This window comes from Sediminibacterium sp. FW305-C-49, from assembly GCF_058231085.1.
The window spans coordinates 327,935-350,251 of sequence record NZ_JBIQXS010000002.1 but is presented as its reverse complement, the minus strand read 5'-3'; the positions used below and the strand labels follow the sequence as shown (position 1 = coordinate 350,251).

17 protein-coding genes are annotated in these 22,317 nt (G+C 41.7%); 3 read left to right on the top strand and 14 right to left on the bottom strand.

All coding sequences use genetic code 11. The features are described from left to right. Positions 1–81: 81 nt before the first annotated feature. The 3 genes from ACH3Z1_RS08890 to gatC all read right to left on the bottom strand — a co-directional run bounded on the left by ACH3Z1_RS08890 (position 82) and on the right by gatC (position 1,774). A complete protein-coding gene (locus tag ACH3Z1_RS08890) occupies positions 82–642 on the bottom strand; it encodes a cob(I)yrinic acid a,c-diamide adenosyltransferase (protein ID WP_490821575.1) in 561 nt (186 codons plus the stop codon). 103 nt (positions 643–745) lie between these two features. Beyond that, positions 746–1,459: an ABC transporter ATP-binding protein gene (locus ACH3Z1_RS08885; RefSeq protein WP_490821574.1), complete on the bottom strand. Its 714-nt coding sequence runs from the start codon at positions 1,457–1,459 to the stop codon at positions 746–748. Positions 1,460–1,483: 24 nt separating this feature from the next. Continuing rightward, entirely contained in the window at positions 1,484–1,774 is a 291-nt protein-coding gene (gene gatC, locus ACH3Z1_RS08880; RefSeq protein ID WP_490821573.1) for an Asp-tRNA(Asn)/Glu-tRNA(Gln) amidotransferase subunit GatC, read from the bottom strand. Positions 1,775–2,376: 602 nt separating this feature from the next. Here gatC and ACH3Z1_RS08875 point away from each other — a divergent pair. The 3 genes from ACH3Z1_RS08875 to ACH3Z1_RS08865 all read left to right on the top strand — a co-directional run bounded on the left by ACH3Z1_RS08875 (position 2,377) and on the right by ACH3Z1_RS08865 (position 6,680). Beyond that, on the top strand, positions 2,377–4,752 hold the full coding sequence (locus tag ACH3Z1_RS08875; RefSeq protein WP_490821572.1) for a 3-hydroxyacyl-CoA dehydrogenase/enoyl-CoA hydratase family protein: 2,376 nt from the start codon (positions 2,377–2,379) through the stop codon (positions 4,750–4,752). A gap of 186 nt (positions 4,753–4,938) precedes the next feature. Further along, positions 4,939–5,835, top strand: coding sequence for an ABC transporter ATP-binding protein (locus tag ACH3Z1_RS08870; protein WP_490821571.1), 897 nt, complete (start codon positions 4,939–4,941; stop codon positions 5,833–5,835). 20 nt (positions 5,836–5,855) lie between these two features. Next, complete coding sequence (locus ACH3Z1_RS08865; protein ID WP_490821570.1) at positions 5,856–6,680, top strand: DUF2705 family protein; 825 nt, start codon at positions 5,856–5,858, stop codon at positions 6,678–6,680. Between the two features lie 71 nt (positions 6,681–6,751). Here the strand turns inward: ACH3Z1_RS08865 and ACH3Z1_RS08860 are convergent, their stop codons facing one another. The 11 genes from ACH3Z1_RS08860 to ACH3Z1_RS08810 form a co-directional block, all read right to left on the bottom strand. Then, positions 6,752–7,672, bottom strand: a complete 921-nt coding sequence (locus ACH3Z1_RS08860; RefSeq protein WP_490821569.1) for a TIGR01777 family oxidoreductase — start codon at positions 7,670–7,672, stop codon at positions 6,752–6,754. Positions 7,673–7,788: 116 nt separating this feature from the next. Beyond that, complete coding sequence (gene ftsZ, locus ACH3Z1_RS08855; protein ID WP_490821568.1) at positions 7,789–9,633, bottom strand: cell division protein FtsZ; 1,845 nt, start codon at positions 9,631–9,633, stop codon at positions 7,789–7,791. A gap of 78 nt (positions 9,634–9,711) precedes the next feature. Then, complete coding sequence (ftsA, locus tag ACH3Z1_RS08850) at positions 9,712–11,082, bottom strand: cell division protein FtsA (protein ID WP_490821567.1); 1,371 nt, start codon at positions 11,080–11,082, stop codon at positions 9,712–9,714. 96 nt (positions 11,083–11,178) lie between these two features. Continuing rightward, positions 11,179–12,228: a cell division protein FtsQ/DivIB gene (locus ACH3Z1_RS08845; RefSeq protein WP_490821566.1), complete on the bottom strand. Its 1,050-nt coding sequence runs from the start codon at positions 12,226–12,228 to the stop codon at positions 11,179–11,181. 5 nt (positions 12,229–12,233) lie between these two features. Then, positions 12,234–13,592, bottom strand: a complete 1,359-nt coding sequence (gene murC / locus ACH3Z1_RS08840) for a UDP-N-acetylmuramate--L-alanine ligase (RefSeq protein WP_490821565.1) — start codon at positions 13,590–13,592, stop codon at positions 12,234–12,236. After that, positions 13,585–14,679, bottom strand: a complete 1,095-nt coding sequence (murG, locus tag ACH3Z1_RS08835; RefSeq protein WP_490821564.1) for an undecaprenyldiphospho-muramoylpentapeptide beta-N-acetylglucosaminyltransferase — start codon at positions 14,677–14,679, stop codon at positions 13,585–13,587. Before murG ends, murC begins: the two co-directional genes overlap by 8 nt. A gap of 2 nt (positions 14,680–14,681) precedes the next feature. Then, positions 14,682–15,968, bottom strand: a complete 1,287-nt coding sequence (locus tag ACH3Z1_RS08830; protein ID WP_490821563.1) for an FtsW/RodA/SpoVE family cell cycle protein — start codon at positions 15,966–15,968, stop codon at positions 14,682–14,684. Positions 15,969–16,017: 49 nt separating this feature from the next. Then, on the bottom strand, positions 16,018–17,361 hold the full coding sequence (murD, locus tag ACH3Z1_RS08825; protein WP_490821562.1) for a UDP-N-acetylmuramoyl-L-alanine--D-glutamate ligase: 1,344 nt from the start codon (positions 17,359–17,361) through the stop codon (positions 16,018–16,020). A gap of 4 nt (positions 17,362–17,365) precedes the next feature. Next, on the bottom strand, positions 17,366–18,673 hold the full coding sequence (gene mraY, locus ACH3Z1_RS08820; RefSeq protein WP_490821561.1) for a phospho-N-acetylmuramoyl-pentapeptide-transferase: 1,308 nt from the start codon (positions 18,671–18,673) through the stop codon (positions 17,366–17,368). A 21-nt stretch (positions 18,674–18,694) separates the two neighbouring features. Next, the gene (locus ACH3Z1_RS08815; RefSeq protein ID WP_490821560.1) at positions 18,695–20,158 is read right to left on the bottom strand and encodes a UDP-N-acetylmuramoyl-L-alanyl-D-glutamate--2,6-diaminopimelate ligase; all 1,464 of its coding nucleotides are present in this window, start codon (positions 20,156–20,158) and stop codon (positions 18,695–18,697) included. A 1-nt stretch (position 20,159) separates the two neighbouring features. Further along, a complete protein-coding gene (locus ACH3Z1_RS08810; RefSeq protein ID WP_490821559.1) occupies positions 20,160–22,271 on the bottom strand; it encodes a penicillin-binding protein in 2,112 nt (703 codons plus the stop codon). Positions 22,272–22,317 lie beyond the last annotated feature (46 nt).

The window sequence follows — 22,317 nt, the reverse complement described above, 5'->3', positions numbered from 1 at the left end:
GATTCCTTTGGAGGTGAATGGATGAATGATCAATCGTGAATAAATCGAATTCTTATATTACGCTTCATAATTCAAAGCAGTCTACACCCTTGGCTTCCACGCTATTTCAGCCACACCTAAATGATGGGCCATAAACCGGGACAAGACAAAGAGATAATCACTTAAACGGTTGAGGTATTTAATTACTAAAGGATCAACAAAAATATCCTGCTCCTGCATATTCACACAACAACGCTCTGCCCTTCTGCAAACACAACGCGCTATATGTGTGGAAGAAACAGCAATATGTCCACCGGGAAGAATAAAAAATTTCATCGGTGGTAGCACTTCATTCATTTTATCAATCTCTTTTTCCAGCACCGTAATGTCTGCTTCTTTCAGATCGGGCATTTTCATCAATGGTTCTTTCTCCGGATCACAGGCAAGTGAAGAACCGATGGTAAATAAACGATCCTGTATTTCTTTGAGAATGGAACGGGTATGTGGCTCATCAAAATAATCACCTACCAAACCAATATGCGAGTTCAGTTCATCAACCGTACCATAAGTTTCTATACGAATATGACTTTTGGGTACTTTGGTTCCCCCGATAAGAGAAGTCTTACCCAGATCACCTGTTTTGGTATATATTTTTAGTGCCATTGTTACTGTGTTCTAAGTGAAAACAAAAATAGATTTGATTGGTTCAGTTACTAAAAGAGAGCCGGTTAAAGCTCTCCACAAAATCTGCACCCATCAACATCCGTTACGACAAATGTGCCATGGCCGTGCTGCGTGTTTTATCTGTTTCAACCAATCCATCGCGCAAACGCACTACCCGGTGAGCATAGGCTGCAATATCTTCTTCATGGGTTACCAGTACAACTGTATTACCGGCCTGTTGAATCTTGCCAAATATTTCCATTACTTCCACCGATGTTTTTGAATCGAGGTTACCGGTAGGTTCATCTGCGAGTAGTATGGATGGATTATTTACCAATGCCCGCGCAATCGCCACACGCTGTATCTGACCACCACTGAGCTCGTTTGATTTGTGATGACTTCTGTCTGCAAGTCCTACTTTCTCCAGTGCAGCCAGTGATCGTTCCATTCGCTCTTTTTTACTGATCCCTGCATAAATCAACGGAAGTGCCACATTTTCGGCGGCACTCAGTCTGGGTAATAAATTGAATTGCTGAAAGACAAACCCAATTTCTGAATTGCGTACTTCGGCCAGGTCATCATCGGCCATCTTACTCACGTCTTTTTCGTTCAATATATATTTACCACCGGTAGGTGAATCAAGACAACCCAGTATATTCATCAATGTACTCTTACCACTGCCGGAAGGGCCCATCAACGCTACATATTCATTTTTACGTATATCCAGTGTAATTCCTTTCAGAACAGGAATGGCCTGGTTACCCATAAAATAACTTTTCTGGATGTTTTCGAGTCGGATGATCACCTGGTTTGACATGTGCTGACTTTGTATTTAAACGATCTATTTTCGAATAACTGTGGGAACCCTGAAAAAACTGTCACTGGCACCGGGTGCATTTTTTAATGCGGTTTGTCTGTCGACTGATCCTTTCACCTCATCTTCTCTCAACACATTAAACGACTGCCCCATATGCAACATAGGCTCTATACCCTCTGTGTTCAATTCAGAGAGTTTCTCTACAAATGCCAGCATTTTCTGAAGGTCATTTTGTATCTCTTTTTTAGCCTCGTCTGCAAAATGCAGTCTCGATAAATGTGCCAGATGATCAACCAATTCAGACGTGAGTTCCATGTAAACAAAAATAACTGAAAGCAGGTCAAATTCAATCGATTATTGTTAAGTGGCAGGATTTTAAGAACAATAATAAAATTTGAGTGTTGTAATAATACAACAAGCTACAGGTACAGCAGGCGGGAAGATGGGAAGCTTAACATTCATCTAAGGCACTAAAAATCAGGTATTTTACATCCGGTATCCACATATAGTGAATAAAAGGACTGTTAAACCTCACATAAATTAGCGGTTTTCATCATAAATTGTAGAAACAAAATCCCCCCCGATTATGTTAGTTTACGTACTCTTAATTGTTTACCTCGGATGCCTGTATATGGCATACAAGGGTGCGGCTCCTTCGGAAGAATAAATACCCAAATCAAAGTAATCCTACTGAAGAGCCACAATATCAAACAGTATCGCTGCTGTTTGATATTTTTTTGCCCTCTCCCTACCCTCCCGGATAAAAATAAATTCCCTTACCTTCGATATAAATAGTTGCATAACTAACTAATTTTACGGTTAGGCGTCCAGCAGAAAATCAATCATAACAAAAGCTGTTATAAGTTGAAGTATTTACCGGCGAATGTTATGCGACCAAAATCAATAAATAGACACACATGAAACGTTCCATCAAAAAAGTGGCAGTATTGGGTAGTGGTGTTATGGGCTCACGTATAGCCTGTCATTTTGCAGGCATTGGTGTACAAGTACTTTTGTTAGATATGGTGGCAAAAGGCGCCGAAGAAAGTACCAAACCCGCTGAACGGAATAAACTGGTAAACGATGCATTACAGGCTGCCATCAAAAGCAACCCATCACCCGTTTATTCAAAGGCGGTGGTAAAAAGAATTACCACCGGCAACTTTGATGATAATATGAAAGATATTGCCACTTGCGACTGGATCATTGAAGTGGTGGTGGAAAGACTCGATATCAAACAACTGATTTATACTAAAGTTGAACAGTTTCGTAAACCCGGCACATTGGTTACTTCCAACACTTCGGGTATTCCCATTCATATGATGGCGGAAGGAAGAAGTGACGATTTCAAAAAACATTTCTGTGGCTCACACTTTTTCAATCCACCCCGTTACCTGCGTTTACTTGAAATTATTCCTACACCCCATACCGATCCTGAGATTGTTGATTTCTTAATGCAGTATGGCGATCTCTATCTTGGTAAGACGACAGTGTTGTGCAAAGACACACCCGCATTTATTGCCAACCGGATTGGCGTATTCAGTATCATGAGCATTTTTCATATCATGGATAAACTGGGGCTAAGCATTGATGAGATTGATGCATTAACAGGCCCCATCATCGGCCGACCCAAATCAGCTACTTTTCGAACTGCCGATGTAGTGGGTATTGATACATTGGTGAAAGTGGCCAAAGGTGTTGCAGATAATTGTCCGAATGACGAAGCAAAAGACATTTTCAATATCCCCGCATGGCTGGATAAAATTGTTGCCAATAACTGGCTGGGCGATAAAACAGGACAGGGTTTCTTCAAAAAAATAAAATCGGCTGAAGGTAAAGAGATTCAAACACTGAACCTGTCTACCATGGAATATGGTGCACGCAATAAACCCAAGTTTGCAAGTATTGAAGCTGCCAAACCGGTTGATGACCTGAAACAAAGAATTAAAATGTTGTCGGCAGCACCTGATAAAGCAGGTGAATTTTACCGTGCATTTCATTTTTCGCTGTTTTCATATATCTCACACCGTGTTCCTGAAATCAGTGATGAAATCTATCGTGTAGACGATGCTATGATGGCTGGTTTTGGCTGGGAGATTGGCGCTTTTGAATCCTGGGATACAGTTGGTGTTGAAGCCACTGTGAAAGCCATGAAAGCCGCTGGTTATAAAGTTGCCAAATGGATTGATGACATGCTCGCCTCCGGCGCGACAAGCTTCTACAAAGTAGAAAATGGCCGCAGGATGTTTTATGACCAGTCATCCAAAACATACAAAGCCATTCCGGGTGGAGAATCTTTCCTCGTACTGAATAACCACCGCGATAAACTGGTTTGGAAAAACAGTGCCTGCAGATTGTATGATATTGGCGATGGTGTAGCAGGATTGGAATGGAGCACCAAAATGAACAGTATAGGTGGTGAAGTGTTGGAAGGTATTAATAAATCGATTGGCATTGCCGAAGAAAAATTCAAAGGATTGATCATTGGTAATGAAGGTGCCAATTTCAGTGCAGGCGCCAATGTGGGTATGATATTTATGCTGGCCATTGAACAGGAATACGATGAACTGGATATGGCCATACGCATGTTCCAAAATACCATGATGCGTGTGCGCTATTCTTCTGTACCTGTAGTTACCGCTCCTCATGGACTTACATTAGGCGGTGGTTGCGAAATGAACCTGCATGCCGATAAAATCTGTGCCGCAGCAGAAACCTATATTGGCCTGGTTGAACTAGGTGTGGGACTGATACCCGGTGGTGGTGGTACCAAAGAATTTGTATTGCGTGCCGCTGATGACATGCATGAAGATGAACCCGAAACAATCACATTAAAGAACAGGTTTTTATCGATTGCTACAGCCAAAGTGGCCACTTCAGCACTAGAAGCGGTGGAAATGGGTATCCTGAGAAAAGGCGCAGATGAAATTGTAATGAACCTGGGAAGAAGACTGGCGGAAGCCAAAAAATCTGTCATAGAACTATCCGATAGTGGATACACAACACCTGTACAACGCAACGATATTAAAGTACTGGGCCGTTCAGCATTAGGCGCTTTGTATGCAGGTATCAACGGTATGTGGAGAGGTAATTATGCCACAGATCATGATGCACTGGTTGCAAAGAAATTAGCTTATGTGATGTGTGGTGGCGATTTAAGCGAACCCACATTGGTTACAGAGCAATACCTCCTTGATCTTGAAAGAGAAGCTTTCCTGAGTCTTTGCGGCGAAAGAAAAACACTCGAACGCATTCAAAGTGTGCTCAAAAGTGGCAGACCATTGAGAAACTAAACCATCCTTTCTTTCCCTGCCCAGAATCTAAATCCCGGGCAGGGAAAATATTCCGCCCCTCCCAACTACCGCTGGTACATGTAAAAAACTGATCATCCCTTTTCTTTCATTCTCATGCTATTCTGAGTATCTTCGGTAAGCTGGTGCAAATAATGCATCATTATTATTCATCGTTAACAACTGCTTATGCAACCTGTTCTCTCCATCCAGGGAATATCAAAAAGGTATGGTGCTATCCAGGCATTGAACAATGTATCGTTTGATGTTCCCCAGGGCTGTGTTTTTGGTATCCTGGGTCCAAACGGTAGTGGTAAGACAACCATGCTGAGTATCATCCTCGATATTTTACAAGCTAACTCCGGCAATTATGCCTGGTTTGGAAAACCCGGTTCTCCGGAAACCAGAAAACAGATTGGCTCACTGTTGGAAACACCTAATTTTTATCATTATCTCTCCGCGGTAGATAACCTGAATATTACCCAGGCCATCAGTGGCCGTGGCGATGCAGCAGATATTGACAGGGTTTTGGAAATTGTAAAATTATCTGCCAGGAAAAAAAGCAAGTTCAAAACCTATAGTCTGGGTATGAAACAAAGGCTGGCGATTGGTGCTGCTCTACTTGGCAATCCTGAAGTATTGGTGTTTGATGAACCTACCAACGGTCTCGATCCGGTTGGTATTGCTGAGATACGTGAACTCATCAAACAATTGGCAAGAGAAGGTAAAACCATCATCATGGCCAGTCACCTGCTCGATGAAGTGGAGAAAGTTTGTACCCATGTGGCCATTCTTAAAAAAGGCACATTGCTTACTGCCGGACAGGTAGATGAGGTATTGGCCAATGAAGATATTGTTGAAATATCTGCTACTGACACCGATAAACTCAAATCTGTTTTAGAAGGATTCCGTGGTCACTCACATTTGAAACAGGATGGTAAATTGTTTGAGTTGTACTTCCCGTTGGGTACTGCCCGCATGGAAGACCTGAACCGTCATTGTTTTGAACATGGTGTTACACTCAATCAATTGTTATTAAAGAAGAAGAGTCTTGAAACCAAATTCTTTGAATTAACCAACGACTAATTCATCCTAAAAAAGATATTATGCTTTCCCTTATAAAAATAGAATGGCTAAAAATTAAAAAATACCCTGCTTTCTGGTGGATGCTCGGTATTGTAGCATTAACCTATCCGAGCATCAACCTGATGTTCCTTGAAGTATATGAAGATATTACCAAAGGAAAAGAAACAGGTGCTATTGCCAAGATGTTCCTCGGCAATCCATATGCATTCCCGGAAACCTGGCATACCGTAGCGTTTTTCTCTTCATTTTTTATTGTATTACCCGCCATACTGGTGATCATGCTGGTTACCAATGAATACAATTACCGTACGCACAGACAGAATATCATTGACGGATGGAGCAGGAAAAATTTTATTACCAGCAAATTATGTGATGTACTCATTGTTACCGGTATTATCACATTATCCTATGCCATAGTAGCTATCGGGTATGGTTCTTACACAGACAGTAAAAATTTTTACCGCTGGAATGAACAACTGGAATACATCCCACTATTTTTTCTACAAACATTTTCACAGCTTTCTATTGCTTTCCTGCTTGGATACCTGATCAAAAAAGCATTCATTGCACTGGGCATTTTCTTTTTTCATTACCTTATTCTTGAAAATATAGCTGTATCATGGTTTAAGTACCAGGTGGAAAATGATATTGGTAAATTTTTCCCATTCGAGGCTTCAGACAGATTAATTCCTGTTCCTGCCTTCATCGGCAATTTTGGCAAAGATCTGAAAGCAGAATACCAGAAAGCATTAGACGCCGTTCCCATGCATATTGGCCTTACGCTGGCCATTACAGCTATTATCTGGATCATTTGTTACAGAGTACATAGTAAGAGGGATCTTTGATTTCTGATGTAGGATGTCTGATTTTATTAGTTACGAGATACACAAACAAATCAGACATCCTACATCCTACATCAGAGATTCACCAGGGCTTCATCAATGGTAGGATAAGCAAACTGAAACCCTGCCGCATCTATTTTCCCGCTGCTGACTGTTGCACTTTTGAGTATTTCGATGCTCATCTCACCCAATAATATTTTCAGCATAAATGCCGGAATGGGTATAGGCAGCGCCCATGATTTACCCATGCTTCGTGTTAACGACATCATCAAACCCCTGCTGGATACAGGATTAGGGCTTACAGCATTGTACACACCTTCTATTGCTTTGTTTTCTGTTGCATACAGGAAAAGGTTGCACAGGTCATAAATATGTATCCAGCTTACCATTTGTTTACCAGAGCTGAATATGGGCATGATGCCTAGTCTGATCGGCTTTTTAAATTCGGTGATGGCACCACCTGTTCCGCTTAATACAATACCAATTCTCAATCTTACAAGTCTTTTACCTAATGCTGTTACCGGCGCAATACTTTCTTCCCATGCTTTACAGGTATCGCCCAGAAAACCAGGGTATGATGGCATATCTTCTGTAAATGGGTTCTTACTGTCTGCACGGTCTGGGCCATACCAGCCAATGGCGGAGGCACTCACCACTGTTTGGACTTTATTGGGGATTTCGCGTAATGCCTTTACGATGAGTGCACTGGTCTTGGTTCTGCTATCCAGTATCTCCTGTTTTCTCTTGTTGGTCCAGCGTTGTTCTGCTACACCCGCCCCAGCAAGATGTATGATATGATCTGCGGATGATATGGCTTTTTCATCAATCCGTTGTTCATCAATATCCCATTGAAATAACTGGATCCTGTTTCCCTGTATTGTTGTTTCGCCTGCACGCCGGCTTAGCCAGCATACACGATACCCTTTGCCGATCAATAAACGGGTCAGGTACTGGCCCAGCATTCCTGTTCCTCCGGTAATGAGCACTGTTTCCATTGTCGTTTATTGATACAACAAATATCCGACAATAAAAGTTGAAAAAAGAACCCCGACACAAGGGTCGGGGTCAACAACTAAAATCACCAGGCTAAAACATCTATGATAAGCAATCGCTAATCAGGCTTTTTTCCATCCAAAAACGTATTAATGGTAGAAATCTGTGTCTGATTATTTTCATCCTTACCTACTGTGTATTTACTGTAAAAGTCTTCTACAGATGTAAGGGTATTTCCAAAGAGTTCCATATTTCTTCTCACATATGCAGGTACATTGTCGAATTCACTGTTTGCTTCTGCATTATTGTTCATGTTAAAAGAAAGGTTGCGCAGTTTCTGGATACGCTCAGCCGCTCTTCTTTTCTGCTCCTCCGCATCATCCAATACCGAATCATCAATAAAGCTGGCTTGTGGTGCAACCGCTACCGGCACTGGTTTTTCTTCTTTTTCTACCAGTTGCATCATCATTTCTTCTTCCTGTGCAACAGGTTTTTCTTCTACTACAGGCGGCGCAACAGGCGTTAATTCCTGAACAGGTGCAGGTGCCGTTTTTTCAGGCTCTGCATAAATATTCATGGGTTTACTGAACATGGTTGTTACAGGCTGTTGTGGCTGTTCGTTTACTTTAAACTGCAGCAACTCTTCCTGCACCACTGTTTTTACTACGTGTACTTCCTCTTCAGGTAATTCGGGTACTACTACTTCCTCTGTTATTTCCGTACTTAATTCAAACTGCAGGGTGAAATTCTCTGCTGGCTCCTCTTCTATTTTTGTTTCTTCAACAACAGCGGTGCTGGCAAAGAAATTCAGTACCGGAGCCTCTTCCTGCACTTCTTCCATTCTGGGAGCAAATGGATCTTTATCTTCCAGGGGTAATGTTTGTTGCACAGGTTGCTGAACGGGTTTTACTTCTGCCTGCTCAACATCCAGGGTCATAACAATTTTCTCCTGTTTGGGCTCAGGCTTTTTTTGTTCAACAGGCTTAGCAAAAGGGTCTTTATGTTCAAATCCGGTAGCAATTAATGTGATACCGATTTTTTTATCCAGTGTATTATCATATCCCATACCCACAATTACATCCGTATCTTCTCCGGCCTGCATACGCAGGAAATTATTGATGGTCTCCAGTTCATCCATTGTACACTCATGATCACCTTCTGCGCTATTGATATTAATGAGTATCCATTTTGCACCCCTGATATCATTATCATTCAGCAATGGAGACGACAATGCTTCTTCAATGGCCAATTGTGCACGGTTTTCGCCTTCTACCTCAGCTTTACCCAATATGGCCACACCACCATTTTTCATAACAGTGCACACATCGGCAAAGTCAACTATAATGTGCCCACGGCTATTGATTACATCCGTAATACATTTTGCTGCAGTTGCCAGTACATTATCTGCTTTAGAAAATGCTTCTTTCATTTTCAGGTTGCCATACTGGATACGCAGTTTATCGTTACTGATGACCAGCAAAGTATCTACATATGGTTTCAGTTGACGAATACCTTCGTCAGCCTGTAACTGTCTGCGCGGACCTTCAAATCCGAAAGGAGTGGTTACAATACCAACCGTAAGAATACCCAGTTCTTTACAGATCTGTGCAATAATAGGAGCACCACCTGTTCCGGTACCACCACCCATACCTACTGTAATGAATGCCATTTTGGTATTCACTTCGAGTATGCGTTTGATTTCTTCCAGCGACTCTTCGGTAGCTTTCTTTCCTACTTCGGGATTGGCTCCGGCACCAAGTCCTTGTGTAAGGTGTGGACCTAATTGTATTTTATTGGGAATCTTGCTTTGTTCGATGGCTTTGGCGTCGGTATTACAGATAATAAAATCAACACCTTCGATATTCTGATCAAACATGAAGTTAACGGCGTTGCTTCCACCGCCTCCCACACCAAGTACCTTGATGATGGAGGATTTCTGTTTGGGAAGATCAAAGTGAATCATAGAGAACATTTTTGTTGGGTTAGTAGATTACTTAGTTTTCAATGGGACGGTATATAGGAAACGTATGTTAACTGTGTTTTATTTTATTACCTGGTCTTCCTCTTCCTTAAACAGATCGATCAGGTTATTCTTAAACTTATCCCAGAACTTCTGTTTTCTTGCATTGCCGTCAACTTCCGATACAGCCTGCATTACAGGAATTTCGATTTCCGGCGTCTCCACTTTCAGGTTTCTTGGCACTTCCACTTTCTTAAACTGTTCAGTAAACTGTTTGTGTTTGTGGTCGTAATCGCTGTAACCTTTCAGTATCAGACCCAGACAGGTAGCGTACATAGGTTTTTTCAGCTCCTCAATATGGTTGGGCGCCAGGTGCTCATTTGGCAATCCTATTCTTGCATTGAGGCCGGTTGTATATTCTGTTAACTGTATCAGGTGTTTTAACTGTGAACCACCACCGGTAAGAATGATACCACCATTCAATGCACGGCTGTCTAGGCCTACAGTTTTAATGTGATAGGTTACAAAATCCAGTATCTCACTCATTCTTGCCTGGATAATAGCCGCCAGGTTTTTCACGCTGATTTCTTTTGCCGGCATTCCTTTCAGTCCGGGAATGGTGATATAAGCATTTGTTTTTGCTTCGTCAGCCAATGCACTACCAAACTGTACTTTCATCGCTTCTGCCTGACTTTTCAGTACACCCAAGCCCATACGGATATCGTTGGTAATATTTTCACCACCAAATGGAATCACCGCTGTATGTTTCAGTATACCTTCATAAAAAACAGCCAGGTCACTGGTACCACCACCAATATCGAGGATAGCCACACCTGCTTCCATATCAATATCACTCATTACCGCACTGGCAGATGCGAGCGGCTGTAATACCAAGTCTTTGGTGCTCAGTCCACTTCTGTCTACCGCACGGTGAATATTCCTGATGGCATTTCTGTCGCCGGTAATGATGTGGAAATTTGCGCCCACTTTCACGCCATTATATCCAACAGGATCTTTTATATTCTGGATATTATCCACATGAAAATCCTGAGGAATCACATCAATGATCTGATCACCTGCGGGGATAAAAGTCTTACGCTGGTTATTCAGCAACTGATCAATTTCCCAACGCTGGATTTCGGTTTCAGGGTCCTGACGAACCATGTCGCCACGGGTTTGCAGGCTCTTGATATGATGCCCGGCAATACCAACATATACTTCGTTGATCTCAAGATCGGGATTACTCTCATAACAGTTTAACAAAGCCTGTTGAATGGCTTTGATGGTCTGATCGATGTTCAACACCTGTCCGTGTTGAACACCACTGCTATTGGCACGACCAAAACCGAGTATTTCAAGTTTGCCATACTCATTTTTACGACCTGCTATGGCCGCGATTTTGGTAGTTCCGATGTCCAGACCAACAATGATGGGTGATTCATTGTGATTCATAAGGTATGTGTTTTAGTTGTTTCTCAATGGTTGATCGTGAATGGTGAATGGTGAATGGGAAATATTACTCATTGACCATTCACTATTCACCTACATCTACTCAGTTTTCTTCATCACCGCTTTAGGCTTCGACACTGTTTTCTGCTCAGCCTTCTTCGATAACGGTTTCGTATTTATTTTATTGTTGATGTTAGTAACAGTTTTGGTTGGTACAGTTTCTTTAACAGGTTTTTGCACAATCGCTGCAGGTCTGGCAACACTATCAGTCTTTATAGATTGATTTTTTTCTGCCAGTACTGTTGACAGATCTTCTGCCGGTGCTGTCATCTGCCTGATCAATTCCAGTGCTGCAGACGAATCCTGCTTTATACCACCCATGCCCTTCTTTACAGCTACTACCTGTTTATCGAACTGCACATTGATCTTCTCATAGTAATGTATACCATGCTGCAACCAGGCCTGTTTATAGAAGGTATATAAACGATTGAATTTAGCTTCCAGGTCTTCTGCTTTACCAATACTCACTACATGGTCTCCGAAAACGGGCACCAGTTCAAACTGCCTTCCTGGTTCAATATCAATCTGGGCCACCTGTGCGGTCCAGAAAGAATCTGCGAGAATGTACCTACCCAGTTTTACAACATCTTTTAACAAAGCACTATCAGGTTTCGACAATTTTAGGTTATCGGACGGAAAGCCTGTAAACATGGGAACCCTTGCACTGAGCTTGTCGCTTAAAGGAAGTCTTACTCCTGCACTATCGAGGTAGAATGATCCGCCCTGCATGGTAAACACCCTTGCTACCGGCTGCCTTTCATCTATCTGAATCTGTAATACCTGTTGATTGTCCAGAAACATTTCAGCATTCTTTACCCATGCATTCTTTTCCAATGCTGTCTCCATGGATCGCAGATTCAACATAGATACAGGTGCCCCGATTACCTTCCTTTTTTGGTTCACCAACTCTAGAATATCTTTCTCATCAATGAACATATTCTCCTCAATACCCGTTATCTCAATCTTTATATCAGTACAGGTTTTCTTGTTCTTTTTCTGCATAGCTGCGCCCATCAGCACCACGGTGCCAATTCCTGCCAGTATCCATGCAGCCTGAATCAATCTTTTCTTCCACTCAACCTTCTTCATCTCTTTTATTGTTCCAATATTGTTTTCACCGGTTTCACCAATGCATCTATATCGCCCGCACCTGCCATGACTACCAATGATGGGCGGTTTGTTTTTATCCAGTCAAGCATCTGCTCTTTTTCTAACAATTGTTTGTCTGCCAGTTTCATCTTACCGGTCAGCAACGCACTGGTTACTCCAGGCATAGGCAATTCACGTGCAGGGTAGATAGGGAGCAGTATGACTTCATCGGCCATATCAAGGCTTTCCGCAAATCCATCGGCGAGATCGTTGGTGCGACTGAACAGGTGTGGTTGAAAAATTAGTGTCAGTTTCCGTTCGCTGAAAATGCTTCTTACACCACTGATCAGCGCACGTAGTTCCTCAGGGTGATGTGCATAATCATCAATGAGTACATGCTCCTCATTTTTTAACACATATTCAAACCTTCTTCTTACACCTTTGAAATCAGCTACAGCCGCGCGTATGGCATTGTCTTCGATGTTTAAATATTTAGCAACCGTTATGGCAGCAATCACATTTTCAATATTGTGCAATCCCCCCATATGAAGGGTTATATCATTGATGACCCAACCCGGACCACTTACATCAAAATTGTAACTACCATTCTGTACCAGCAGGTTAATCGCTTTTACATCTGCACCCGGCTCGTTGTAACTGTACCTGTAATTATGACTTGCCTGCAGGTCAGTTTCTCTGCTCAATCCTTTTTTTGTTACCAGACAACCGCCAGGTTTCACTTTACCCGCAAATTGCACAAAAGCATTTTCTACTTCCTGCGGGGTACCATAAATATCAAGGTGATCAGGGTCAATAGCTGTTACCACTGCGATATCGGGTACCAGTTTTAAGAAACTTCTGTCGTACTCATCTGCTTCTACCACTACTACATTTCTTTCACTGCTCCAGAAATTGGTATTGTAGTTGGCTGCTATTCCGCCCAGGAATGCATTACAGCCATAACCCGAATGACGCAAGAGGTGTGCGATCATGGATGTTACTGTTGTTTTACCATGCGTTCCTCCTACACAGATATTAAATGATCCTTCTGTAATCCATTGCAACACATCACTACGCTTTACAACGGTGTATCCGTTATCACGGTAATACTGCAATTCTGCATGAGCAGCAGGAATGGCAGGTGTGTATACAACAGCATCTACATCTTTGGGAATAAGGTCTACCCTTTCTTCATAATGAATAGCAATATCCTGCTCTTCCAGTTCACGCGTAAGCGGGGTACTGGTTTTGTCATATCCGCTTACTTGCGTTCCTCTTGCTTTAAAATAACGGGCAAGCGCACTCATACCGATACCGCCGATACCGATAAAATATATTTTCTGTATGTCGTTTAACTTAACCACCGATTGTATTTAATATTTCTGTTGCCACCACTTCATCGGCATTGGCTATTCCGAGTGATGCTATTTTTTCTTTTAGTTGGTTCTGCTGGTTACTATCTTTTGCCAATGCTACCATTTTTGAAAAAAGTTCTTTTACTGCGTCCTGATCTTTTACAATAAAAGCTGCTCCTTTATTTACCAGGTGCATGGCATTCACCGTCTGGTGATCTTCTGCCGCATGCGGGTAGGGAACAAATATGGCCGGCTTTTTTACTACACATATTTCTGCCACGGACATCGCTCCGGCTCTTGACACAACAATATCGGCCGCCGCATATGCTTTCTCCATTTCTGTAATGAATGCATCTACCCATATATTTGAAAAAACTTTCCCTCTTTCTTTATATGCAATAGCATTATTTTTTCCTGTTTGCCAGATCAGCTGGATATCGAGTGAAATGAATTCATGTACATGTGCCGCAATCACATCATTGATACTTTTGGCACCAAGACTACCGCCCATCACCAGAATTGTTGTCTTATTATTTTCTAGTCCAAAACTTTCCAGCGCCTTTTCTTTCGATATGGCAATACCGGCGATCGCTTTTCGTACCGGGTTACCGGTAATCATCAGCTTATCTGCCGGAAAGAATTTTTCCATTCCCGCGGTTGCCACGAATATTTTGGTAGCCCTTGCACCTAACAGCATATTACTCTTGCCAGCAAATGAATTGGCTTCATGAATGAACGTAGGAATGCCTTTCTGTTGCGCATAACGTAGTACCGGAAATGTGGAATAACCTCCAACACCAATCACAGCATCCGGTTGAAACTGGTTTACCAGTTTCTTTACTTTCCAGAAACTCCTGATGAGTTTTAATGGAAGTGAAATGTTTTTAAAAATATTCGAACGATTAAATCCTGCAATATCCAATCCCTCAATGGTATAACCAGCCTGTGGCACTTTTTCCATTTCCATTTTACCTAATGCACCAATAAACAGGAATGCTGTATCTGGCGCCAGCTTTTTTATGGCATTGGCAATGGCAATGGCAGGAAATATATGTCCTCCCGTTCCCCCTCCGGCTATGATGATCTTTTTTGCCATTTTTATGCTACGGTTGTGGTTAAGGGTGTTGTTAATGGTGCCGGCTCTGGCTTACCTTCTATCTGCTCCACATTGCGGGCCACACTCAATACAATTCCAATCGCACAACAAGTAAACAAAAAAGAACTTCCTCCCATACTCACCAGGGGAAGTGTTACACCTGTTACCGGTACCAGGTTAACATTTACTGCCATATTCGCTACTGCCTGTATGACTAATGTAAAACTCAGTCCCAACGCAAGAAATGCGCCAAATGCATATGGACATTTACGGAAGATGCGTATACAACGGAAAAGAAAAACGAGATAAATAAATATCATGAAGGCCCCACCAATTAATCCATATTCTTCTATGATGATGGAATAAATGAAATCGTTATATGCCTGTGGAAGAAAATTTCTTTGCTGACTGTTACCCGGACCAAGCCCCATTAACACGCTTCCATTGGCTATCGCAATTTTCGCCTGTTGTACCTGATAGGGCACTTCCGCTTCTTTTGCATAAATAAAATCCTGTACACGTTTTACCCATGTTCCAAAACGGCCAATTGATTTTGCTTTTTCTGCTACTACAACATCACTGTTGGCTGCCTTGCTTTTATGCGTCATTACTGCTACGGAAACAATAAAAGCAACTGGTATCAATGCCACACCAATCGTAAGTAAAATATGTTTAAGACTTACCCTTCCAATAAACATCAGCAATAGAGAAGTAGCTCCTGTTAATAACGCATTGGACAGGTTAGCCGGCATGATCAATGCACAGATAATCAATACCGGCGTAACAACAGGAATAAACCCTTTTTTGAAGTCCTTGATTACTTCCTGTTTTTTACTCAACAGTTTCGAGATATACATAAATAAGGCAAGCTTTGCCAGATCGCTGGTCTGCACCGTGAGGTGAATGATGGGTAATTTGATCCACCTGCTACCTTCATTTATTTTTGCACCAAAGAACAATGTGTAAATCAATAAAGGAATAGACAATAAAAACAAGATGGTTGCAATCCTTGAAAACAAAGAATAATTGATGCGATGCAGGAAATAGATCAACAATAATCCTACTACTGTAAACGAAACCTGTTTAAATAAATAAATATTAGTGTTACCCTTGTACATCTTATAAGCCAGCGAGCCTGTTGCACTATAGACAACCAGTATTGAGATGAGCGATAACAGCAATACGATTCCCCAGATATACTTATCGCCTCTTGCCCTGTCAACAAGCTGGCTGCGTACACCTTCCACACTGGGTATCTGAGAAAATAGTCTATCGGTTACTTCTGGCATAATATATTATTCCTTTCGGGCAACAATTTTATTACCCTGCATCACATTATTACAATTCTTTCACAGCATCCTTAAATTGCGCACCACGGTCTTCGTAGTTTTTAAACAGATCGAAACTGGCACAAGCCGGACTCAACAACACCACATCGCCTTTTGCAGACAACTTGAATGATGTGTTTACAGCTTTCTTTGCGCTATCGGTTTCCACAATTACTGGTACTATATCTTTAAATGCTTCTATGATCTTACTGTTATCTACACCCATACATACAATAGCTTTCACTTTTTCCTTTACCAATTCGGCTATCAGCGAATAGTCATTCCCCTTGTCAGTTCCGCCCAGTATCAGTACGGTTGGCTTTGTCATACTTTCCAGCGCATACCAGGTACTGTTCACGTTGGTTGCTTTACTGTCGTTGATAAACTCAACACCACGAACCATGGCTACAAATTCCATCCGATGTTCGAGGCTGTGGAAATTTTTCACAGCTTCTCTGATCTTCTCTTTTCTGATACCCAAAGTGGTAGCGGCAATTCCTGCAGCCATAGTGTTGTAGTTGTTGTGTTTCCCCTTAAGGGCAAAATCGTAAATACTCATGCTTACTCTTTCTTCCTGGATTCTTAGCATCATCTGGTCGCCCTTGATGTAGCCGCCTTTTTTTACTTCGTGTTTCATAGAGAATGGTAATGGGTTAGTATGGATGGTTAGTAGTCTCAATTTTTCCATGATCACTTCATCATCTTCACAGTAGATGAAATAATCATTCATAGTCTGGTTTTGAATGATCCTGAACTTGCTGTTGATATAGTTCTCGAACTTGTACTCATACCTGTCGAGGTGATCTTCCGTGATATTCAATAACACACTTACATCGGCACGGAAATCTTTTATATCATCCAGTTGAAATGAACTGATCTCGGCTACATACAGCGTTTTAGGATCTTCTGCTACCTGTTTGGCAAATGAATACCCGATATTGCCTACCAGGGCGCAATCCAAACCTGCTGTCTGACAGATATGATAAATCAGTGCAGTCGTAGTACTTTTGCCGTTACTTCCAGTGATCGCTACAATTTTGCTATCGCCTTTATAGCGATAGGCAAGTTCTATTTCACTGATCACTGGTATACCTTTTGCACGAATGGCTTTTACCACTTCGTTTTTTTCGGGTATGCCCGGGCTTTTCATCACTTCGTCTGCATTCAGTATCAGATCAAGGCTATGTTTCGCCGATTCAAAATCAATCTTATTGTCAAGGAGCTCTTTTTCATATTTAGGTTTGATGGGGCCTCCGTCGCTCAGGAACACTTCATATCCTTTTTGTTTACCCAGCAACGCTGCACCTACACCACTTTCCCCACCACCTAATATGACCAGTCTGTGCTTCTTCATTTCTTTATCTCATTTTCAGGGTCAGGATCGACATCACCACACACAATACTGTTACGATCCAGAACCTGATAGCTATTTTATTTTCATGAAATCCTTTCTTCTGGTAATGATGATGTAAGGGACTCATCAGAAATATTCTCTTTCCTTCACCAAATTTTTTCTTGGTGTATTTGAAATAACTTACCTGGAGCATTACACTCACCAGCTCTACCAGGAATACACCACAGAAAATAGGAATGAGTAATTCTTTTCTAACAATTATGGCTAATGAAGCGATGATTCCACCTAATGCAAGACTTCCGGTGTCACCCATGAATACCTGGGCTGGATATACATTGTACCATAGAAAGCCGATACAGGCTCCCACAAAGGCACCTACAAATATGGATAGCTCACCAAGGTTGGGTATATACATTACATTGAGGTAATCGGCCAATACGTAGTTCCCACTTACATAAATAAACACACCCAACGCCACTCCGATGATGGCACTTACACCCGCAGCCAGGCCATCTAATCCATCAGTGATATTGGCTCCGTTCGACACCGCAGTGATAATAAAAGTCACGATCAGTATATAAATGATCCATGTATACTTTTCTGCACCTTCCCCCATCCAACTGATTAATTTGCTGTAATTAAACTCATGATTTTTCACAAATGGAATAGTCGTGATCGGCGTTTTCACTTTTACATACTTTCTTTCAACGCCATTGATGGTTCTTATAATCACATTCGTGTCTTTAGCCAACCGCTCACCCTGCTGCAACTGAACATTCGTTGAAATAATTTCTCTTTCTACTGTTACGGCGTTACTGAAATACAATGTGGTTCCAATAATAATACCCAGACCCACCTGGCCAATAATTTTTGAGATCCCTGCCAGACCGTCACTGTCTTTTTTCTTGTACGATTCTCCTTTTTGCAGCGCAGCTTTTCTTGCCCTGATTTTAAAATAATCATCCAGAAATCCAATGATACCGAGCCATACAGTACACAATACCATTAAGCGGATATATACTTTATCTAGATTGGCAAATAATAAAGTGGGTATTAATATGCTTAGGAGGATAATGACACCTCCCATGGTTGGTGTACCTTTTTTCAGGTGCTCCCCTTGAAGTCCGAGCTCTCTCACTGTTTCACCAATTTGTTTCTTCTGTAAAAACAGGATCAAACGTTTACCGTATACTGTTGCAATCACCAGCGATAACAATACAGCCATGGCTATCCTGAATGTCAGGAACTGAAACATACCTGCACCCGGCACATTAAACTCCTGTTTCAGCCATGTAAATAATTGGTACAGCATAAGGTTGTTTAGTTTTTGTTGTTATTTATTAAGTGCTGCAAACATTTCTAGTAAAACCTGTTTATCATCAAAAGGATATTTCACCCCTTTTATATCCTGGTATTTTTCATGCCCTTTACCTGCTACCAGAATAATATCTTCCGGTCCTGCATAACTTACTGCTGTTCTTATTGCTTCTTTCCTGTCTGTGATACTGATATATTTTCTTCTTGCCGAACTGCTCAATCCTGCTTCCATGTCTTTCAGTATCGCTTCAGGATCTTCTGTTCTTGGATTATCGCTGGTAAGAATCACTCTGTCACTCAGGTCACATGCGGTTTGGGCCATTACAGGACGTTTGGTTTTATCTCTGTCACCACCACATCCTACCACTGTAATCACCTGCTCATGTCCCTTTCTTAATTTTTTAATGGTCATTAATACGTTCTCCAATGCATCAGGTGTATGAGCATAGTCAACAATACCAATGACCAATCCGCTACTGATGACATAATCAAATCTTCCTTCAGCCCCGCTTAACATACTTAATGCGGTCAGCACTTCTTCGCTGTCTTCACCCAGACAAACTGCCGCACCATATACAGCTAAAAGGTTGTAAGCGTTGAATTCTCCAATCAACCTGAAATGAACTTCTTTCTCATTTACTGTCATGATCAATCCGGTGAGTGCATTCTCCAGTATCTTTCCCTTGAAGGCTGCCATTGTTTTCAGGCTATACATATATTTTGCGGCCTGGGTATTCTGTAGCATCACTTCCCCACGTTTATCATCTGCGTTCGAAATGGCAAAAGCTGATGCTGGCAAATGATCGAAAAATGATTTCTTTACGCGGATATACTCGTCAAATGTTTTATGATAATCTAGGTGATCATGTGTGATATTACTGAACAATGCACCTGCAAATTGTAAACCGGTAATACGATGCTGGTGTATGGCATGACTGCTACATTCCATAAACACATGACTGCATCCGGCATCGGCCATCAGTTTCAACAAGGCATTCAAACTCACCGCATCAGGCGTGGTATGTGTGGATGGAATGATTTCTTCTCCAATCTGGTTTTGTACCGTACTCACTAATCCACATTTATAACCCAATCTTGTAAAGAGTTTAAACAGCACAGTAGCAATAGTTGTCTTTCCATTCGTTCCTGTTACACCAACGAGTTTCATTTTTGCAGAAGGCTCATCATAAAACTGGTGTGCCATATAAGCAACCGCTTCCTGTGAATCGACTACTTCCAGGTATGTTACTCCATCCTGTAATGATGGTGGCATGTTTTCACAAACAATAACTACTGCACCTGCCGCAATGGCTTTTTCAATAAACACATGTCCATCAGACAAAGCACCTTTTATGGCAACAAATACATTTCCCGCCTCCAATTTCCTGGAGTCGATCTGTATACCTGTAACAGTAATATCTGTACTGCCATGCACCTGTTTCAGGTGTACCCTATATAATATGTCCTGTAGTTTCGTCATATTAATTGAGTGCTATATTGATCAGTTGTCCTTTAGCAATTAGTTGTCCAGCCTGCACCGACTGTGCCACTACTTTTCCTTTGCCCTGCACCTGTACTTTTAGTCCAAGGTTTTCACACAGGTATACCACATCTTTCAATCCCATACCTGTTAATTGTGGCATTGATTTGTTAGTAACCGCTTTTGTATTCAGCGTAATCATCTTATTTCTGCCACTCACTGCCACCCACTCATCAATCCTGCTGGTGGAATCTTTAAAAGGAATATTTAGTCTTTTGGTCACGGTAGTCAGGTCTGTTTTAAAACCAGCATACGCGAAATAGCTGCTATCAATTCCTACTGATCTTTTGGCGAGATTATTCACCCGCACATAAGTACTGTACAAGCGGTCGGCTATTTCTTTGAACACAGGACCCGCAACCGAACCACCATAGTAAACGGCTGCATGTGGTTTATTTTTGATCACTACAATACAGGTATACTGAGGATCATCGGCTGGGAAATATCCTGCAAATGAAGATTGATACACTTTATCAGCATAACCCCTGTTACCATTGGCCACAAGTGCTGTTCCTGTTTTACCTGCTACTTTATAAGGTGTTTCTTTGAAGAGTCCGGCTGCAGTACCAGCTATACAAACTCCTTCCAGACATTCGCGTAATTGCCGAAGCGTTTCATCACTGCATATTTTTTCATCTACCACAACAGGTGAAAAAGCCTTCTGTAACACACCTTCTTCCTTCACAGCACTTACGAGATATGGCTTCATCATTTTACCATTGTTTGCAACGGCGTTATAAAGTGACAGTGTTTGTAACGGACTTACAGAAAGGTTATAACCAAATGCCATCCATGGAAGTGTTGTTGGACCCCAGAGTTTATGTCCCGGCTTGAAAATAGTAGACTTACGTTCACCGGTTAAATCAATACCGGTCAATGTATCCATCCGCATTTTTTTCAGGTGACTGATAAAGCGTGATGGATTAGATGAATAATGCGCAACTGCCAGTTTTGCCATACCTACATTTGAACTCAGTTCAAATGCCTGTTTTACAGAAACCACATTGCGACCATGCTTTTCACTGTCATACACTACCTGCCCTGCTACTTTCCATGTACCTCCTTCCAGGTCAACACCCTGGTTCAGATTTACTTTCTTGTCTTCCAGCAATGCGATCATAGTAGCCAGTTTGAAAGTAGATCCTGGCTCTGAAGGACTGATGGCATAATTGAAATCTTCCCAGTATTCTCCGTTACTTCTTTTACCGAGGTTGGCCACTGCCTTCACTTTCCCGGTTTTTGTTTCCATCACAATAGCCGTTCCATACTCAGCTTCATTCTTCACCATCATTTTCATCAAAGCATTTTCTGTTACTTCCTGAATAAACACATCGATGGTGCTCACAATATCTTTTCCCGTTTCCGGTTCTATTTCATATGTATCGGCATCTACTGGCACATAAACACCTCCTGCTATTGAACGCACCAACTGTTTTCCATTCCTGCCTTTGAGAATACTGTCGTATGTCATTTCCAGACCTACTTTATTAGCATCTCTTGCGAGGCCGATGGTTCTGAAAGCCAGCATTTTATATGGATTGAGCCGAATCGTTTTTTCATTGGCAATCAATCCACTTTTATACCTGCCCAATTTGAAAAGGGGAAACCTGCGCAGTTCCTCGTATTCCCTGAAGGATATTTTTTTCTTCAGCAGGAAATACGCGTCATTGTTTTTATATCCTTGTTTGAGTAATGCTTTGTAATCTTCTTTGCTCTGATCGCCAAATAAGTTAGCCAGGTAATAACTGAGCGAGTCAACATTTTCTCTGAACAATAATCCGTTTTTAGCCCTCAGCGATTCCACACGGAAGTCCATATAGATATCAAACTGCGGAATGCTGGTACTTAACATCTGACCATCTTCACTATATATGGTGCCACGTTCAGCTTCAATTTCATCGATACGCTGGTGCAGACTGTCGCTCATGCTTCTCCAGTAACTTCCCTCAACCTGCTGTATATAAACCGCTTTACCGAAAATGGCCACGCATACCAGCACCACCAGTATATAACTGAGGTATACTCTCCATAATATGTCGCGTTTTACTTCCAAGCTGGTACGGTTATATATTTTTCAACTACTGACTACTCACCACTCA

What these genes read in the sequence shown, in the direction of transcription:
- ACH3Z1_RS08890 (WP_490821575.1), bottom strand. Translation starts at nt 642, where the DNA reads ATGGCACTAAAAATATATACCAAAACAGGTGATCTGGGTAAGACTTCT.
- ACH3Z1_RS08885 (WP_490821574.1), bottom strand. Translation starts at nt 1,459, where the DNA reads ATGTCAAACCAGGTGATCATCCGACTCGAAAACATCCAGAAAAGTTAT.
- gatC (WP_490821573.1), bottom strand. Translation starts at nt 1,774, where the DNA reads ATGGAACTCACGTCTGAATTGGTTGATCATCTGGCACATTTATCGAGA.
- ACH3Z1_RS08875 (WP_490821572.1), top strand. Translation starts at nt 2,377, where the DNA reads ATGAAACGTTCCATCAAAAAAGTGGCAGTATTGGGTAGTGGTGTTATG.
- ACH3Z1_RS08870 (WP_490821571.1), top strand. Translation starts at nt 4,939, where the DNA reads ATGCAACCTGTTCTCTCCATCCAGGGAATATCAAAAAGGTATGGTGCT.
- ACH3Z1_RS08865 (WP_490821570.1), top strand. Translation starts at nt 5,856, where the DNA reads ATGCTTTCCCTTATAAAAATAGAATGGCTAAAAATTAAAAAATACCCT.
- ACH3Z1_RS08860 (WP_490821569.1), bottom strand. Translation starts at nt 7,672, where the DNA reads ATGGAAACAGTGCTCATTACCGGAGGAACAGGAATGCTGGGCCAGTAC.
- ftsZ (WP_490821568.1), bottom strand. Translation starts at nt 9,633, where the DNA reads ATGATTCACTTTGATCTTCCCAAACAGAAATCCTCCATCATCAAGGTA.
- ftsA (WP_490821567.1), bottom strand. Translation starts at nt 11,082, where the DNA reads ATGAATCACAATGAATCACCCATCATTGTTGGTCTGGACATCGGAACT.
- ACH3Z1_RS08845 (WP_490821566.1), bottom strand. Translation starts at nt 12,228, where the DNA reads ATGAAGAAGGTTGAGTGGAAGAAAAGATTGATTCAGGCTGCATGGATA.
- murG (WP_490821564.1), bottom strand. Translation starts at nt 14,679, where the DNA reads ATGGCAAAAAAGATCATCATAGCCGGAGGGGGAACGGGAGGACATATA.
- ACH3Z1_RS08830 (WP_490821563.1), bottom strand. Translation starts at nt 15,968, where the DNA reads ATGCCAGAAGTAACCGATAGACTATTTTCTCAGATACCCAGTGTGGAA.
- murD (WP_490821562.1), bottom strand. Translation starts at nt 17,361, where the DNA reads ATGAAGAAGCACAGACTGGTCATATTAGGTGGTGGGGAAAGTGGTGTA.
- mraY (WP_490821561.1), bottom strand. Translation starts at nt 18,673, where the DNA reads ATGCTGTACCAATTATTTACATGGCTGAAACAGGAGTTTAATGTGCCG.
- ACH3Z1_RS08815 (WP_490821560.1), bottom strand. Translation starts at nt 20,158, where the DNA reads ATGACGAAACTACAGGACATATTATATAGGGTACACCTGAAACAGGTG.